Source organism: Methylobacterium adhaesivum (genome assembly GCF_022179065.1).
In the GTDB taxonomy this organism is placed as follows: domain Bacteria; phylum Pseudomonadota; class Alphaproteobacteria; order Rhizobiales; family Beijerinckiaceae; genus Methylobacterium; species Methylobacterium adhaesivum.
This window is the reverse complement of record NZ_BPQD01000003.1, coordinates 152,855-167,381: the sequence shown is the minus strand read 5'-3', so window position 1 is coordinate 167,381 and position 14,527 is coordinate 152,855. Positions and strand designations below refer to the sequence as shown.

The window sequence follows — 14,527 nt, the reverse complement described above, 5'->3', positions numbered from 1 at the left end:
GAAGCAACCGACCGGCGCCCCTCGGGGGGCCGCCGGTCGGACGTCGTCGGGATCTACGGATCGGGCGGCGCGTCGGGATTGCCTTCGGCCCGGTCGCGATAGGTGGCGGCGCGGCCGAGGAGGATCAGGGTCACGGGCGTGGTCACCGTGAGGAACACGCCGATCAGAAGGTCGCGCAGGACGAGGCGCCCCTCGGCCACCGAGAAGAAGAGGATCGAGGCCGCCACGATCAGGGCCATGCCGAGGGTTGCCCCGAGGGTCGGGGCGTGGACGCGCTCGTAGAAGGTCCGCAGCCGCACGAGGCCGATGGCGCCGACGAGGGAGAACCCCGCCCCCGTGAGCGCCAGGACGACCACGAGACACGCGGTCCAGACCGGAACATCCGCGCCCGTCACTGGATCACCTCACCCTGCATGAGGAACTTCGCCAGGGCCAGGGTGGCGGCGAAGCCCAGGAGGGCGACGACCAGGGCGGCCTCGAAGGCAAGGCCGCTGCCGGTGCGCAGGCCATGCACCATGATCGCGAGCATGCCGTTGAGGTAGACCGTGTCGAGGCCGAGCACGCGGTCCTGGGCACGGGGACCGCGCAACGCCCGCCAGGCGGCCAGCGCCATGGCGAGGACGAGCATGCCTTGAGCGAGGCCGAGGCCCCAGGCGAGGAGGGTGGCGGCGCTCACGAGAAGATCTCCATCAACGGGCGCTCGTAGCGGTCCTTGATCCGGCGGACCCAGGCATCGCCGTCGGTGAGATCGAGGACGTGGAGGAGCAGGCGGCCGGTGCCGGAATCGTACTGGACCCACAGGGTGCCGGGCGTGCCCGTGACGATGATCGACAGGACCGCCAAGCCGGTGGGGTTGCGCAGGTCGAGGGGGATCGAGACGAAGCCGGTGCGGCGGGTCCCGGCGTTGAGTCCGAGGATCACCCGGGCGACGTCGATGTTGGACCGCACCACGTCGACGAGGACCGTCCCGGCGAGCCGGAGGATCACGCCCGGCGCGCGCACGCGCACGGCACCGGGCCGCAGGAGCCGCATGACGAAGGGCACGAGCCACCCAACGAGCCCGGCGAGAAGCGCCGTCGCCGGGGTGACGGGGGCGTTCAGCAGCCCCCACATGGCCGCGAGCGCGAGGGAGAGCAGGGGATGGGGCAGGAGCCGGCTCATGGCGTGCCGCTCCCGAGGACGGCACCGATGTAGCCGGCGGCGTTCGACAGCCCCGCGACGGTCCGGTCGGTATAGGCCAGGCCCGCCCCGCCCCACAGGGTCAGCACGAGGCAGGCGCCGAGGAGCCCGGCCAGGGCGGCGAATTCCAAGGGCCCGATCACCGGGTCGGAATCGTCGTGCGGCACCCAGAACCCGAGGGTTCCGAGGCGCACCAGGGGCATCAGCGTGCCGAGGCTGGAGAGCGTCAGCACGAGGATGAAGGCCCAGGCGGCGGGCGGCATCGCCCCGGCGGCGAGGCCGGAGAACATCGCGAGCTTGCCGACGAAGCCGGCGAGCGGCGGCAGGCCCGCGAGCATGAGGGCGCAGAACAGGAAGGCGCCCCCGACGATGGCCACCGCCGCCGGGATCGCGCGGCCGGTCTCGGTGGCGCCCTCGTCGTCGAAGGGATCGCGGTACTCGTCGGCGAAGACGGCGAGGGAGGCGGCGGCGGGGTCGCGGCCGCGCTGGAGGATCTCGCCCAGCAGGAACAGCGCGCCGGCAGCCAACGTCGAGCCGACGAGGTAGAACAGGGCGCCCGAGAGGGCAGCGCGGTTGCCCGTGCCGAGGGCGGCCAGCACGGTGCCGGACGAGATCATCACCGCATAGGCCGCCGCCCGCATGAGATCGCGGGCGCCGAGGATGCCGAGGGTGCCGTACGCAATCGTGGCGAGGCCGGCGGCGAACAACCAGCCCTGGCCGAACCCTTCCGAGGCGCCCGCACCGAACAGCAGCAGGCTCAGGCGCACCACGACGTAGACGCCGACCTTGCTCAGGATCGCGAGGACCGCCGCCGCCGGCGGACTCGCGGCGGCGTAGGTCGGGGGCAGCCAGAACCCGAGGGGCCAAGCGCTGCACTTGATGAGGAACGCGATACCGAGCACCGCGCATCCGGCCTCGAACAGGCCCGCCCCGCCGCCCGTCTCCGACAGGCGCCGGGCGAGGTCGGCCATGTTGAGGGTGCCCATGGTCCCGTAGACGAGGCTGACGCCGACGAGGAAGAACAGGGACGCGATGAGGTTCACGGCGATGTAGGCAAGGCCCGCCCGGATGCGGGCCTCGCCGGAGCCGTGCAGCACCAGCCCGTAGGAGGCGGCCAGCATCACCTCGAAGAACACGAACAGGTTGAAGAGGTCACCCGTGAGGAAGGCGCCGTTCACCCCCATGAGCAGGAGGAGGAACAGGGCGTGGAAGCGCGGGCCCGCCCGGTCCCAGCGCGCCACGGCGAAGACCAGGGCGGCGAGGCCGAGCACACCCGTCAGCATCAGCATCATGGCGGAGAGCCGGTCGGCCACGAGGACGATGCCGTAGGGCGCGGCCCAGTTGCCCAGGCGGTAGACCTCCGGAGTGTCGGTCATGCGCCATGCCAACGCGAGGGCGGTGACGAGGAGCGCCGTCGCCGTGGCGAGGCTGATGGCTGCTTTCAGCCCGCTGCGCCGCTCGTCCAGGAGCAGCATGATCCCGGACGCCGCGATGGGCAGCACGATGGGCAGGACGAGGAGGTGGTCGCTCCAGGCGCTCATCGGCCGGGCTCCCGTTGGCTGGGCTTCCCTTGGCCGGTCTCTTGTCCGGGCTCCTGTCCGTCGACGTGGTCGCTGCCGGTGACGCCCCGGGCGGCCAGGAGAACGACGAGGAACAGGGCGGTCAGGGCGAAGCTGATGACGAGGGCGGTGAGTACCAGGGCCTGGGGCACGGGATCGGCGATTCCCGCCGCATCGGTGCCGGATTCGAGGACTGGCGGGGCGCCGACCTTTAGGCGGCCCATCGCGAAGATGAAGAGGTTCACCGCGTAGGCCAGGAGCGACAGGCCGAGGGCGACCTGAAAGGTGCGCGGGCGCAGAAGCAGCCACACGCCCGAGGCGGCGAACACGCCGATCCCCAGCGACAGGACGATCTCCATCAGGCGCGGGTCTCCAGCCTGGAATCCTGCTCGACCGCCGCCTCGCGGGCCCGGCGCAGGGATTGCCGCGCCAGGGCGACGAGCATGAGGACGCTGGCCCCCACCACGAGGACGACGACGCCGAGATCGAAGGCGACGGCAGAGGCCACGGGGATCTTACCCAGCACCGGCACCTCGGCATACTGGAAGGCAGCGGTGAGGAAGGGGCGGCCGAACAGCCACGGCACCGCGCCCGCCACCCCGGCGACGAGGAGACCGACGCCGATCCAGGCGATTGGCCGGATGCGCAGGCGCTCCTCCACCCATTGGGCGCCATGGGCCATGTACTGGAGGACGAACGCGATGGTGAGGGCGATTCCGGCCGCGAACCCGCCGCCCGGAAGGTCGTGCCCGCGCAGGAACAGGTGCAGGGCGAGCACGCAGACGAACGGGAACAGCCAGGTGATCACCACGGCGGGGATCAGCATGGCGTCGGTAGCGGTGTCCCCGACCGCGCGGTCGGCGTGGGCACGGTCGGCGGCCTCCTGCCGAAGCTGTTGCCTCGGGCGCTCGAGGCTGTCGGCGGCCGGGCGGAACCGCCGCAGCAGGGCGAACACCGTCAGGCCGACGATCCCGAGGACACTGATCTCGCCCAGGGTGTCGAAGGCGCGGAAATCCACGAGCAGGACGTTGACGACGTTGCGCCCGCCGGCCTGGGGATAGGCCGCCTCGATGAACCAGCGAGCGATGCCCTCGGGCGCCGGCCGGGTCATCACCGCGTAGGCAAGACCGGCGAGCCCCGTTCCCACAGCGGCCGCGACGACGAGGTCAGTGAGGCGGCGGCGGCGGGCGCGGCGAGTCTCGTCGGGGGGCGCCACGATGGCCTCGTCGCGCTTGGGCAGCCAGCGCAGGCCCAGCAGCAGCAGCACCGTGGTGACGATCTCGACGAGGAGCTGGGTCACCGCGAGGTCGGGCGCCGACAGCCAGACGAAAGTGAGACTGCCGACGAGGCCGGCACCGCCCGTGAGGATCACGGCGGAGAGGCGGTGATACTTGGCGCGCTCGGCCGCCCCCACGGCGCAGGCGCCACCCACGAGCCACAGGAGCGCGAAGGCGGGATCGATCCCGGTGAGGGGCACCGACGGCACGGCGGCCGGACCACCCGCGAGGACCGCCGACAGGCCGGCGATCAGAGCGACGAGGAACAGGGTGCGCAGCTGCGCCTGGAGACGGGTCGCCCCGAGGGCTCCTTCGAGCCACCGCGCGCCCCGCACGAGGCCGGTCATGGCCCGCTCGAACATCCAGCCGCCGTCGAGGCGGTGCATGAGCCAGGGGCCGCCCCGTGGGTTGTTGTTGATGCGCCGGCCGAAGGCGAGATACAGGCCGACGCCGCCGGCGAGCGCGCCCATGCTAAGGGCCAGCGCCGCGTTGACGCCGTGCCAGATCGCGAGGTCGTAGTCCGGCGTGGCCCCGCCGAACACCGCGCGAGCGGCGACGAGAAGAGCCGGCCCGATGGTGAGGTTCGGAACGAGGCCGACCGCGATACAGGCGAGAACAAGGACTTCGATGGGAAGCCGCATCCAGCGCACCGGCTCGTGCGGCGCCTTCGGCAGATCGTGCGGCGCTGCCCCGAAGAAGGTCTGGCGGATGAAGCGCAGGGAATAGAGCACCGTGAAGGCCGAGGCGACGGTGGCCAGCACCGGAAGGGCGAGCTGGACCGGATGGTCGCCGACGTTGTCGACGGCCTCCGACAGGAACATCTCCTTCGACAGGAAGCCGTTGAGGAGGGGCACGCCGGCCATGGCGGCGGCGGCCACCATGGCGAGGGTCGCCGTGTGGGGCATCGCCCGCCACAGGCCGCTGAGGCGGCGCATGTCGCGGGTGCCGGTCTCGTGGTCGATGATGCCGGCGGCCATGAACAGCGACGCCTTGAAGGTGGCGTGGTTCACCGTGTGGAAGATCGCCGCGACGACGGCGAGGGGCGAGTTGAGGCCGAGCAGCAGGGTGATGAGCCCGAGGTGGCTGATCGTCGAATAGGCCAGCAGCCCCTTGAGATCGTGCTGGAAGATCGCGCTCCAGGCCCCCACCAGCATCGTCGCCATGCCGGCGGTGCCGACGATCCAGTACCATGCGTCGGTCTCGGCCAGCACCGGCCACAGGCGGATCATGAGGAAGATACCGGCCTTCACCATGGTGGCCGAGTGCAGGTAGGCGCTGATGGGCGTCGGCGCCGCCATGGCCCGGGGCAGCCAGATGTGGAACGGGAACTGCGCCGACTTCGTGAGCGCCGCCATGAGGATCAGCACGAGGGCCGGCAGGTAGAGCGGGCTCGACCGGATGGCGTCGCCGGACGCCAGCACCACGGAAAGATCGTAGCTGCCAACGATGCGCCCGACGAGGATCATGCCGACGAGGAGGCACAGGCCGCCCAAAGCCGTGATGGTCAGCGCCATGCGGGCGCCGTCGCGAGCCGCGCGGTTGTCGTACCAGTAGCCGATCAGCAGGAAGGAGAAGACGCTCGTCAGTTCCCAGAACACCACGAGCTGAATGAGGTTGCCGGCGAGCACGATGCCCAGCATCGCGCCGACGAAGGCGAGGAGGAACGAGAACAGGCGCGGCACCGGATCCTGCGCCGACATGTAGTAGCGCGCGTACAGCACCACGAGGGCGCCGATGGCGAGCACCAGCACGGCGAACAGCCAGGCCAGCCCGTCGAGGCGCAAGGTCAGCCCGACGCCGAGCGTCGGCAGCCAGTCGAGGATCCACACCACGGGGCCGGCACTGACGCGAGCATAGAGCGCGCCGATGCAGGCGAGGCTCGCCAGCGTCACGACGCCGGCGAGGAGGGCGGCGGCGTTGCGCGCGTCCCGGGGCAGCAGGGCCGCCGCGACACTGCCGAGGAAGGGCAGAAGCGCGGCCGCCACGAGGAAAGTCTCGGCAGGCATGGGGGCGGGGGCCTCGAATGCGGGGTCCGGACCCGTGCTCTGGACGAGTTTTCGCGCTTTGTCGCCCCGGCGAGGCTGATTCGGCGCTTCGATGGACCGGATCGCCCGCTGGCGCATTGGCTCTTCGAGGGATGCGTTCCCGCCCTCCGGAGTCGACCATGAGACCATATCGCCGGAGCGCCGTGCTCCTCTTCGTCCTCCTGTGCGGGACGGGCACCCTCGCCTTCGACGCCCCCGCGCGGGCGGCCGAGGGCGTCGAAGCCACGACGCAGCCCCGCTTCCGCACCGCGCCGGAAGCCGGAAGCCTACGGGTCTCGAAGATCCTCGGCGTCGGCGTCATCGGACAGGATCACGTCCGCGTCGGAACCATCGCGGAGGTGCTGCTCGGCCCGGACGGACGGATCGACACGGTGGTGATCGGCGTCGGCGGCTTTCTCGGCATCGGCGAGAAATACGTTGCGGTTCCGTTCGATCTCCTGTCCTGGAACGTCGGCGACGTGCCGCTCACGGGCGGGCCAACCTCCGTCGCCACCCCGAAGAATGCCGCGAGCCCGGCGGAGGCGGCCAAAGCCGGGCCCTCGACGATGCCAGGCAGCGACACCACGCGGGAGGTCCTCGGCGCCGTCCAGAACCAGCATAGCGGCCGCGTCACCGACGCGACGGGGACGGTGGATGCGCGAACCGCACCGGCTGAGCCGGCGACGATCCTCGCCGGAGACTCGGGCAACGCCCCCGTGCGAGCCGAATTGCGGATGACGAAGGCCGAGCTCGCCGCCGCGCCCGCCTTTCGCTTCGCGGGTGAAAAGCCATGACCGACCGCAAGCGCGAGGATCGATCGATGACCAGGTTCGCGGCTCTTCTCCTCCTGCTCGGATCGTCGAGTCATGCCGTCGCGCAGGCGATGAACCCGGCCCCGCCGATCCCCGAGTCCGGACCGGCGGGCTCCAACTCCACCGCCAACACGATGGCGGCCATGGATTTCAACTGGGTCTGGGTCAGCCTCGTGGTGATCGGCCTGGGGGCCGCCCTCTGGTACGTCGTGCGCCAGCGCCAGTCGCGCTGAGGGCTACGGCTTGGCCTTCGTGACCGGGGATACGTTGGCGCTCGGGAAGAACAGCTGCTCGCCGCCGATCCGATAGGCGGCGATGGAGGCCTGGCCCTCGGGCGAGACGAGCCAGTCGATGAAGGCCTGTCCCTCCTTCGCCTTCACGGTGGGGTGCTTGTCCGGGTTGACCAGCATCACGCCGTAGGGGTTGAACAGACGCTTGTCGCCCTCGACCAGGATCGCGAGGTCGCCGCGGTTCTTGAACGCGAGCCAGGTGCCCCGGTCGGCCAGGATATAGGCGTCGAGGGCGGAGGCGGTGTTCAGGGCCGGCCCCATGCCCTGGCCGACATCGCGGTACCATTCGCCCTTCACGGCGGGCAGATCGATGCCGGCCTCCTTCCAGCTCCGCAGCTCGGCGCTGTGGGTGCCGGAGCGGTCGCCGCGCGATACGAACGGGGCCTTGGCCGCCGCGATCCTTTTCAGGGCGGCGGTGATGTCCGTGCCCCGGGCGCCGGCCGGATCGGTCTTCGGGCCGACGAGCACGAAGTCGTTGTACATCACGTCGAAGCGCGCCTTGGCGAAGCCCTGCGCCACGAAGGCGTCCTCCGCCGGCCGGTCGTGGACGAGGGCGACGTCGGCGTCGCCCCGCCGCGCGGCGTCGAGGGCCTGTCCGGTGCCCAACGCCACCACCTTCACGGCGATGCCGGTTTTCGCCTCGAAGGCGGGCAGGATGTGCTTGAACAGACCGGACTGCTCCGTCGAAGTCGTGGAGGCCACCACGATGGAGGCCGGCTCGGCCCGGGCCCGGTCCATCGAGGCCGGGGCGACGGTGCCGAAGAGGGCGAGGAGCCCGAGGGTCAGGAAGCCGCGGCGAGGGACGACCAAGGCAGTTCTCCATCGAGATAGGCGCGCGCCTCGGGCGTGCGCGGGGACAGAAGGGTGGTTCGGGTCGGGCCGTGCTCGACGGCACGGCCGCGCGCCAGCACGATCACGTCGGCGGCGAGGCGCGCCACCTGCGCGAGGTTGTGGGAGACGAGCACCACCTTGGTGCCCTCGGCCGCCATCTCGGCGACGAGGGCCTCGACGAGGTCCGTGGCGCCGGGATCGAGGTTCGCCGTCGGCTCGTCGAGGAGGAGGAGGTCGGGCCGGGCCGCCCAGGCGCGGGCCAGCGCGAGGCGCTGCTGCTCGCCCCCCGAGAACCGGGTCGCCGGGTCATTGGCCCGGTGGGCGAGGCCGACCCGGGCGAGCGCCGCCCCGGTGCGCGCCCGGCGCTCCGTCCGGGACAGCCCCAAGGCGGCGAGGCCGAGGGCGACGTTGGCGGACGCACTCGCCCGGATCAGGGCCGGCTTCTGGAACACGAAGGCCCGGCGCGTGCCCGGCACGGTCAGGCTACCGCGCGCCGGGACGAGGAGGCCGTCGATCACCCGCAGGGTCGCGCTTTTGCCCGCCCCGTTGGGGCCGACGAGGGCGGTGATGCCGTTAGGCGGGATCGCGAGGCTCAGGCGATCGAGGATCATGGTGCGGTTGAGGACGAGGACGACGTCCGTGAGGGTGATGCCCGCCATGCGGATCACCCGTAGGCGCGGACGGCATGCCCGCGCAGGAGGGCCGCGACGGCATTCACCGTGACGACGAGGGCGATGAGGACGATCCCGAGGGCGAGGGCGAGGCTGAGATCGCCCTTCTGGGTTTCGAGCGAGATCGCCGTCGTCATGGTCCGGGTGTGCCCGTCGATGTTGCCGCCGACGACGAGCACCGCCCCGATCTCCGAGATGGCCCGCCCGAAGGCGGCGAGCGCCGTCGTGACGAGGGAGAAGCGGGTGTCGTAGACGAGCACCCCCGCCCGGCGGGGAGCCGACAGGCCCAGCGAGCGCAGTTGCTCGCCGAGGTGATCCTCGGCATCGGCGACCACCTGTCGGGTCAGGGCCGCCACGAGGGGGGTCGCGAGCATCGCCTGGGCCGCCACCATGGCGCCGGGCGTGAACAGCAGGCCGAGGGACCCGAGGGGTCCCGAGCGCGACAGGACGAGGTAGAGCACCAGCCCGACGATCACCGGCGGCAGGCCCATGAAGGCGTTGAGCAGCCCGACGAGGGCGGACCGCCCCCGGAACCGCGTCACGGCGAGGAACGCGCCGAGGGGAATGCCGAGCAGGAGCCCGATCGCGACGGCCGTGAGACTGACCCGCAGGGACAGCCACGCGATGGCGAGGACGTCGCGGTCGAGGGTCATCAATCGTGCGAACGTCTCGTGGATCGTTTCGGTCATGACGTCCGGCAGGTGGCAACGCCCCGCGATGCTACGCCTGACTGGACAAGATCAATAGGCAGTCGACGTCCGATACGCCGGGTTTCGACGATCCCTGCGTGAGCCGGGCTACCAGAGCGCGGCGTGCGGATGGAAGGCGAGGGCATCGCCGGGGGTCACGCCGATGGCCTCGTCCGGCAACTCGGCAAGGCCGTCGCTGCCGGTGAGGGAGGTGAGGAGGCCGGCGCCCTCACGGGGGAAGTTGTGCGCCTCCACGACCCCGTCGGGACCGGTCGCGAGACTGACCCGGACGAATTCCCGCCGCCCGGCCTTCTTGCGATAGGCGAAGGCGGCCCGCACGGTCTGGCGCATGGCCGGGACCAGGGTCTCGCCGCCGAGCCGCGCGAGGAGAGGCCGCACCACGAACAGGAGGGTGACGTAGACCGCGACGGGATTGCCCGGCAGGCCGACGAACGGCGTCCCGCCGACGAGCCCCATGGCGACGGGACGCCCCGGCTTGATGGCGAGGCGCCAGAACAGTAGGCGGCCCACGGCCTCCACGGCGGTGCGCACATGATCTTCCTCCCCCGTGGACACGCCACCGGAGGTGAGGATGAGGTCGTGGTCGCGGGCGGCCTCGGCGAGGCGCCGGGCCAGGGGTTCGGGCGCGTCGCGCAGGATGCCGAGATCGTCCACCTGCGCGCCGAGGCGGGTGAGGAGGCTTGCCAGCATCACCCGGTTGGAATCGTGGATGGCCCCGGCCCCCAGGGGTGCGCCCGGTTCCGCGAGTTCGTCGCCGGTGGAGAACAGGGCGACGCGCAGGCGGGTGCGGACGGGCAGGCGCGCATGGCCCGTGGCGGCCGCGAGGGCGAGATCCTGCGGCACCAGCCGGCGGCCCGCCGCGATGATGCGTTCGCCGCGCGCGACGTCCTCGCCGGCCGCGCGGGCATTGGCGCCCGGCTTCAGGCCCGGCGGCAACAGGACGGCCTCGCCCTCGCGGCGCACGTCTTCCTGCATGAACACGGTATCGGCGCCCGGCGGCAGGGCGGCGCCGGTGAAGATCCGCACGGCGCCTCCCGTCGCCGCCACGGCCTCGGGCGCCGCCCCTGCGGGGAGCCGCCCCCGCACGGGCAGGCGGGTCTCTCCCTCCGGCGTCAGATCGGCGTGGCGCACGGCGTAGCCGTCGACGGCGGAATTGGCGAAGGGCGGAACGTCGTGGCCGGCGCGCACGTCCTCGGCCGCCACGCGGCCGTCGGCCTCGATGAGGGGCACCCACTCCGTCCCGGCGAGGACGGGCAGGCGCTCGGCGATGAGACCGGCCGCGTCCTCGATCCGCATCAGGGCTCCGCCGAAGGCGAAGCAATCGTCACTCAGCTGCGCCATGATGCCTCCCGAGGCGGTCCAGGGTCGCGCCGAGGGGTTCGGCGCCGGCGAGGACGAGGTCGGCGATCCCGGCGATGTCGTCGAGATCCACCACCGGAACAGGGGCCTGCGGGAAAGCCGTGTCGCTCGCGATTCCGACGATGCGCGGATCGTCCGGATGGAGCGGGGGCCGTCCGTTGGCGGCGCGGTGGACCTCGATCTTCGCGTGCGCCTCGCGCTTAAAGCCCTCGACGAGGGCGAGGTCGCAGGGCGAGAGCTTTCGCAGCAGATCGGCCAGGGTGGGTTCGGCGCCGTCCGCCACCTCGTGGATCTGGACCCAGCGCAGGGCGGAGGAGACGATGACCTCGCCGGCGCCCGCCGCCCGGTGGCGATGGGAATCCTTGCCCGGCTGGTCCACGTCGAAGGCGTGGTGGGCGTGCTTCAGGGTCGCGACCCGCAGGCCCCGGGCGACGAGGGCCGGGATCAGGCGCGTCAGCAGGGTGGTCTTGCCGGCGCCGCTCCAGCCGGCGAGGCCGATGATCCGGGGGGCACTCATGACACTGCATCCACGGCGAAGCCGAGGTCGCGCAGGGCCGCCCGCGTCGGCGCCTCCGCGAGCACCGCGCGGAACGCCGCCACGGCCGGCTTCGCCCGGTCGGCCGCCGCATGGGCGAAGTCGTAGCGCTCCTGCGTCAGGGGCAGGAATCCGAGGCCGTAGGCGCGGGCCACGGTGGCGATGGCGACGCCCCAATCGGCCCGCCCCTGCGCCACCGCCGCAGCCACGGCGTTGTGGGACCGCGGCTGGTTCCAGAACCCGGCGGGGCGCTGTCCGCCGAGGAGGTCGTCGATGAGGGCGCGGGTGCCTGAGCCGACATTGCGGTTCACCATCACGGTCTCAGGCCGGGCCACGGCGGCGGCCACGGCCGCCCGCGCGTCCACCCCCTCGAACAGGGGATCGCCGGGCCGGAACACCACGCCCTGGAGGCGCCCCCAGCCGGGCACGAGGGTGAAGCCTTCGGCGAGGAACGGCGCGTTGTAGAGGCCGGTGGCGGGATCGAGGAGGTGCAGGGCGGCGAGATCGCATTCGCCGCGCTCGAGGGCGGCGAGCCCCCCGGCCGAGCCGACCCACAGGGTCCGGGTCCGCAGGCCGCGTTCGGCCAGGAGCCCGACGACGCGGTCGAGGCCGACGCAGTGGCTGCCGATGAGAGTGAGGTCGGGCGGGCTCAAGCCCGCCCCGAGGCGGGTGACCGATACGGTCTCGCCCGCCTCCACCCCGGAGCGGGCGGCGGGAACGGCGAAGAAGCCGTCGGCCTGCGAGAAGGCGGTGACGGCGCCCGATCCCTTCGACACGGGCAGGGCGACCAGCCCCTCCGGCGTCCGCGTCAGGGCCGCCATCACGAACTCGGTCCGCCCGAGTTCGGAGGCAACGCGCTGGGGCAGGACGGCCGAGACCGCCTCCTCCTCGCGCGGCGGCAGGCCCGCCATGGCGCGGACGAGGGGCACGACGAAATCGTGGAACGTGAACATGGCCGAGGTCGGAAACCCCGGCAGCACCACGACAGGCTTGCCGTCCGCCACCGCGAGGCACAGGGGCTTGCCGGGTTTCAGGGCGACGCCGTGAACGAGGATGCCGGGAGCCCCGAGGTCGCGCAGGATCCGGTGCGAGACGTCGCCGGCCCCCTTCGACGTGCCGCCCGACAGGACCACGACATCGTTCTCGGCCAGCGCCCGCGCCAGGGCCGCCGCGAGGGCGGCCGCATCGTCGCGCACGATGCCGAGGGGAACGGCCTCGCCGCCGTTCTCCGTCACCGACGCGGCGACGATGGGTCCGTTGGAATCGTAGAGGGACCCGGGGGGAAGGGGCGCGCCGGCCGGCACGAGCTCGTCGCCCGTGGACAAGACCGCGACGCGGGGCCGGCGCACCACGGGCACGCGGGCCAGGCCGCAGGCGGCCAGCATGCCGATCTCCCGCGCGGTGATGCGCAGACCCTTGCGCAGGACGGTTTCCCCGGCGGCCATGTCGCCCCCGGCATAGCCGACGAACTGGCCCGGCCGCGCCGCCTGGACGAGGTCGACGGCGAGTGCGTCGGCGAAGAACTCGGTCTGCTCGACCATCACCACAGCATCGGCGCCGCGCGGGATCACGCCGCCCGTGGCGATGGGGGTCGCGGTGCCCTCGGTGACCGCGAGGCCGGGGGCGACGCCGCAGGCCAGGATCTCGTGGTTGAGGCGAAGGCGCCGCGGGCTCGCCGCCCCCGCGCCCTGCGTGTCCCCGGCGCGCACGGCGAACCCGTCCACCATGGCCCGGTCGAAGGGCGGCACGTCGATGGGGGAGGCGACATCCTCGGCCAGCACCCGTCCCAACGCCTCCGCGAGGGCGACGCTCTCGGCCGGCAGGGCCACGTGGGGGACCGCCGTCCGAAAGCGCGCCGACGCCTCCTCGCGGCTCACCACGGTCAGGAACTGCTCCTGCCGGGCGGCGGCCGCGAGTCGCTCGCGGAAGGGCATGCTGTCCGCCTTCGTCACAGGGGCAGGACCTCGCATGTCGCTCCTTCGGGGTAACCCTCCCGCTCGGGCTCCACCAGGATCGCCCCGTCCGCCTCGGCGAGGCGCGACAGGGCGAGGTCGACGCCGCCGAGTGGCTCGATCCCCTCGGCGGCGCGGCGCACGAACACCACGTCGCTGACCCCGATGGTGGCCGTGACCTTGCGCAGCAGCGTCGCGGTCGCGGGCTCCGGCGGACGGGCGCCCGTGAGGGCCGACACGAGGGGGCGCCCGAGGGCGAGATAGACCGCGAGGGCCGCCTCCGGACGGCCGGGCAGCAGCAGGACGGGGCAGCCGTCGGCGCGACCGATGGCGGCGGTCTCGCCCGGCCGGAGGGCGATGCCGTGGGCGGCAACCGCGCCGGCCCGCGCCAGGGCGGCGACGCTGTGATCGGTCCGGCCGGGACCGGTGCCGCCGAGGACGAACACCGCGTCGGCCCGCACCGCGCGGATCGCCGCGGCAAGGGCGTCCGGGTCGTCGCCGGCGGCCATGACCTCGGTCGACGCGGCGCCGTCGGCGGCGATGAGGGCCGACAGAAGGGCGGCGACGAGCGAGGCCCGTCCCGTCGCGACGAGACCGATGCGCGGGACGCGCACGGGGACGGCGTCGCGACCGGCAGCGCCCAGGGTGAGGAGATGCCTCGGCACGATGCGCGTGCCGGCCGCGAGCAGGCAGGCTCCGGCCTTCAGGTCTTCGCCCCTGCGCCGGGCGCCGTCGCCGGGGGGGGCATCCGCCACGAAGGCACGGCCCTCCAGGGCCTCCGGAGGCAGGACCGTGCAAGCGCCGTCCGGCAGGGCCTCGCCGGCCTCGACCCAGACCGGCGGCGCGGTCAGCAAAATCGGCGCATAGGCAGACGCCCCGATGACGTCATCGGCCGCCACCGCCCAGCCGTCGCGCAGGGCCGTGGTCGCCTCGGGCCAATCGCGTTCCGCGATCACATCGCGGGCCGCCGTGAAGCCGAGGGCCGCGTGGATGGGCCGCCCGTCCTCGGCCACGGGAGAGACGCCGGAGGTCAGGCAGGCGACCGCATCGGCCAGGGGCATCAGGGCCGCCGAGGCGAGCCGCGTCACGCCGTTGCTCATGCGGTCTTCGCGGGGATGGGCGGTCGGCAAATCCCGGCTTCCAAAAGGAGGTCCAAGGGGGCAAGGCCATTCATGTCCCCTGCGATGCGCCATCGGCCGACGTTGATCAAGCGGGGCGGGAGGCGCCGTCCGACGTGGCTTCGCGCGGCACAGGGCCCCAGGGCCGAGGTCGGGACAGGGGGCGGGCGCCTCGTCTATGGTCCGGGCGCCGCGATGCGGCCGGTTTGG

The 14,527-nt window shown here is 72.7% G+C and carries 15 protein-coding genes; 2 read left to right on the top strand and 13 right to left on the bottom strand.

Translation table 11 applies throughout. The features are described 5' to 3' along the window. Positions 1 to 53 precede the first annotated feature (53 nt). From mnhG to MFF01_RS04500, 6 genes are read right to left on the bottom strand one after another with little or no spacing between them, the layout of a single operon-like run. On the bottom strand, positions 54 to 395 hold the full coding sequence (mnhG, locus tag MFF01_RS04525) for a monovalent cation/H(+) antiporter subunit G (RefSeq protein WP_238222423.1): 342 nt from the start codon (positions 393 to 395) through the stop codon (positions 54 to 56). Further along, the gene (locus MFF01_RS04520; protein ID WP_238222421.1) at positions 392 to 676 is read right to left on the bottom strand and encodes a K+/H+ antiporter subunit F; all 285 of its coding nucleotides are present in this window, start codon (positions 674 to 676) and stop codon (positions 392 to 394) included. Before MFF01_RS04520 ends, mnhG begins: the two co-directional genes overlap by 4 nt. Further along, positions 673 to 1,161: a Na+/H+ antiporter subunit E gene (locus MFF01_RS04515; protein WP_238222419.1), complete on the bottom strand. Its 489-nt coding sequence runs from the start codon at positions 1,159 to 1,161 to the stop codon at positions 673 to 675. The genes MFF01_RS04520 and MFF01_RS04515 overlap by 4 nt, the downstream gene beginning before the upstream one ends. Further along, positions 1,158 to 2,720: a monovalent cation/H+ antiporter subunit D gene (locus MFF01_RS04510; protein ID WP_238222417.1), complete on the bottom strand. Its 1,563-nt coding sequence runs from the start codon at positions 2,718 to 2,720 to the stop codon at positions 1,158 to 1,160. The genes MFF01_RS04515 and MFF01_RS04510 overlap by 4 nt, the downstream gene beginning before the upstream one ends. After that, complete coding sequence (locus tag MFF01_RS04505; protein ID WP_238222416.1) at positions 2,717 to 3,097, bottom strand: Na+/H+ antiporter subunit C; 381 nt, start codon at positions 3,095 to 3,097, stop codon at positions 2,717 to 2,719. The genes MFF01_RS04510 and MFF01_RS04505 overlap by 4 nt, the downstream gene beginning before the upstream one ends. Then, the gene (locus MFF01_RS04500) at positions 3,097 to 6,021 is read right to left on the bottom strand and encodes a monovalent cation/H+ antiporter subunit A (protein ID WP_238222415.1); all 2,925 of its coding nucleotides are present in this window, start codon (positions 6,019 to 6,021) and stop codon (positions 3,097 to 3,099) included. The genes MFF01_RS04505 and MFF01_RS04500 overlap by 1 nt, the downstream gene beginning before the upstream one ends. Positions 6,022 to 6,179: 158 nt before the next feature. Here MFF01_RS04500 and MFF01_RS04495 point away from each other — a divergent pair, with 158 nt between their 5' ends. Then, positions 6,180 to 6,833, top strand: a complete 654-nt coding sequence (locus MFF01_RS04495) for a PRC-barrel domain-containing protein (protein WP_238222414.1) — start codon at positions 6,180 to 6,182, stop codon at positions 6,831 to 6,833. Positions 6,834 to 6,859: 26 nt separating this feature from the next. Continuing rightward, on the top strand, positions 6,860 to 7,084 hold the full coding sequence (locus MFF01_RS04490; protein ID WP_238222413.1) for a hypothetical protein: 225 nt from the start codon (positions 6,860 to 6,862) through the stop codon (positions 7,082 to 7,084). A 3-nt stretch (positions 7,085 to 7,087) separates the two neighbouring features. On the opposite strand, the gene MFF01_RS04485 is transcribed toward MFF01_RS04490, so the two are convergent. From MFF01_RS04485 to MFF01_RS04455, 7 genes are all read right to left on the bottom strand, one after another. Then, positions 7,088 to 7,951, bottom strand: a complete 864-nt coding sequence (locus tag MFF01_RS04485; protein WP_238222412.1) for an ABC transporter substrate-binding protein — start codon at positions 7,949 to 7,951, stop codon at positions 7,088 to 7,090. Next, complete coding sequence (locus tag MFF01_RS04480) at positions 7,924 to 8,631, bottom strand: ATP-binding cassette domain-containing protein (RefSeq protein ID WP_238222410.1); 708 nt, start codon at positions 8,629 to 8,631, stop codon at positions 7,924 to 7,926. The genes MFF01_RS04485 and MFF01_RS04480 overlap by 28 nt, the downstream gene beginning before the upstream one ends. A gap of 5 nt (positions 8,632 to 8,636) precedes the next feature. Beyond that, the gene (locus MFF01_RS04475; protein WP_238222407.1) at positions 8,637 to 9,332 is read right to left on the bottom strand and encodes an ABC transporter permease; all 696 of its coding nucleotides are present in this window, start codon (positions 9,330 to 9,332) and stop codon (positions 8,637 to 8,639) included. A gap of 108 nt (positions 9,333 to 9,440) precedes the next feature. Continuing rightward, positions 9,441 to 10,694: a molybdopterin molybdotransferase MoeA gene (locus MFF01_RS04470; protein WP_238222399.1), complete on the bottom strand. Its 1,254-nt coding sequence runs from the start codon at positions 10,692 to 10,694 to the stop codon at positions 9,441 to 9,443. Then, positions 10,678 to 11,229, bottom strand: a complete 552-nt coding sequence (gene mobB, locus MFF01_RS04465; protein ID WP_238222396.1) for a molybdopterin-guanine dinucleotide biosynthesis protein B — start codon at positions 11,227 to 11,229, stop codon at positions 10,678 to 10,680. Before mobB ends, MFF01_RS04470 begins: the two co-directional genes overlap by 17 nt. Continuing rightward, complete coding sequence (locus MFF01_RS04460; protein WP_238222395.1) at positions 11,226 to 13,217, bottom strand: molybdopterin biosynthesis protein; 1,992 nt, start codon at positions 13,215 to 13,217, stop codon at positions 11,226 to 11,228. Before MFF01_RS04460 ends, mobB begins: the two co-directional genes overlap by 4 nt. Beyond that, entirely contained in the window at positions 13,196 to 14,299 is a 1,104-nt protein-coding gene (locus MFF01_RS04455) for a molybdopterin-binding protein (protein ID WP_238222394.1), read from the bottom strand. The genes MFF01_RS04460 and MFF01_RS04455 overlap by 22 nt, the downstream gene beginning before the upstream one ends. Between the last annotated feature and the right edge of the window lie 228 nt (positions 14,300 to 14,527).

What these genes read in the sequence shown, in the direction of transcription:
- MFF01_RS04490 (WP_238222413.1), top strand. Translation starts at nt 6,860, where the DNA reads ATGACCAGGTTCGCGGCTCTTCTCCTCCTGCTCGGATCGTCGAGTCAT.
- MFF01_RS04510 (WP_238222417.1), bottom strand. Translation starts at nt 2,720, where the DNA reads ATGAGCGCCTGGAGCGACCACCTCCTCGTCCTGCCCATCGTGCTGCCC.
- MFF01_RS04470 (WP_238222399.1), bottom strand. Translation starts at nt 10,694, where the DNA reads ATGGCGCAGCTGAGTGACGATTGCTTCGCCTTCGGCGGAGCCCTGATG.
- MFF01_RS04505 (WP_238222416.1), bottom strand. Translation starts at nt 3,097, where the DNA reads ATGGAGATCGTCCTGTCGCTGGGGATCGGCGTGTTCGCCGCCTCGGGC.
- MFF01_RS04500 (WP_238222415.1), bottom strand. Translation starts at nt 6,021, where the DNA reads ATGCCTGCCGAGACTTTCCTCGTGGCGGCCGCGCTTCTGCCCTTCCTC.
- MFF01_RS04460 (WP_238222395.1), bottom strand. Translation starts at nt 13,217, where the DNA reads ATGCGAGGTCCTGCCCCTGTGACGAAGGCGGACAGCATGCCCTTCCGC.
- MFF01_RS04515 (WP_238222419.1), bottom strand. Translation starts at nt 1,161, where the DNA reads ATGAGCCGGCTCCTGCCCCATCCCCTGCTCTCCCTCGCGCTCGCGGCC.
- MFF01_RS04480 (WP_238222410.1), bottom strand. Translation starts at nt 8,631, where the DNA reads ATGGCGGGCATCACCCTCACGGACGTCGTCCTCGTCCTCAACCGCACC.
- MFF01_RS04495 (WP_238222414.1), top strand. Translation starts at nt 6,180, where the DNA reads ATGAGACCATATCGCCGGAGCGCCGTGCTCCTCTTCGTCCTCCTGTGC.
- mobB (WP_238222396.1), bottom strand. Translation starts at nt 11,229, where the DNA reads ATGAGTGCCCCCCGGATCATCGGCCTCGCCGGCTGGAGCGGCGCCGGC.
- MFF01_RS04455 (WP_238222394.1), bottom strand. Translation starts at nt 14,299, where the DNA reads ATGAGCAACGGCGTGACGCGGCTCGCCTCGGCGGCCCTGATGCCCCTG.
- MFF01_RS04475 (WP_238222407.1), bottom strand. Translation starts at nt 9,332, where the DNA reads ATGACCGAAACGATCCACGAGACGTTCGCACGATTGATGACCCTCGAC.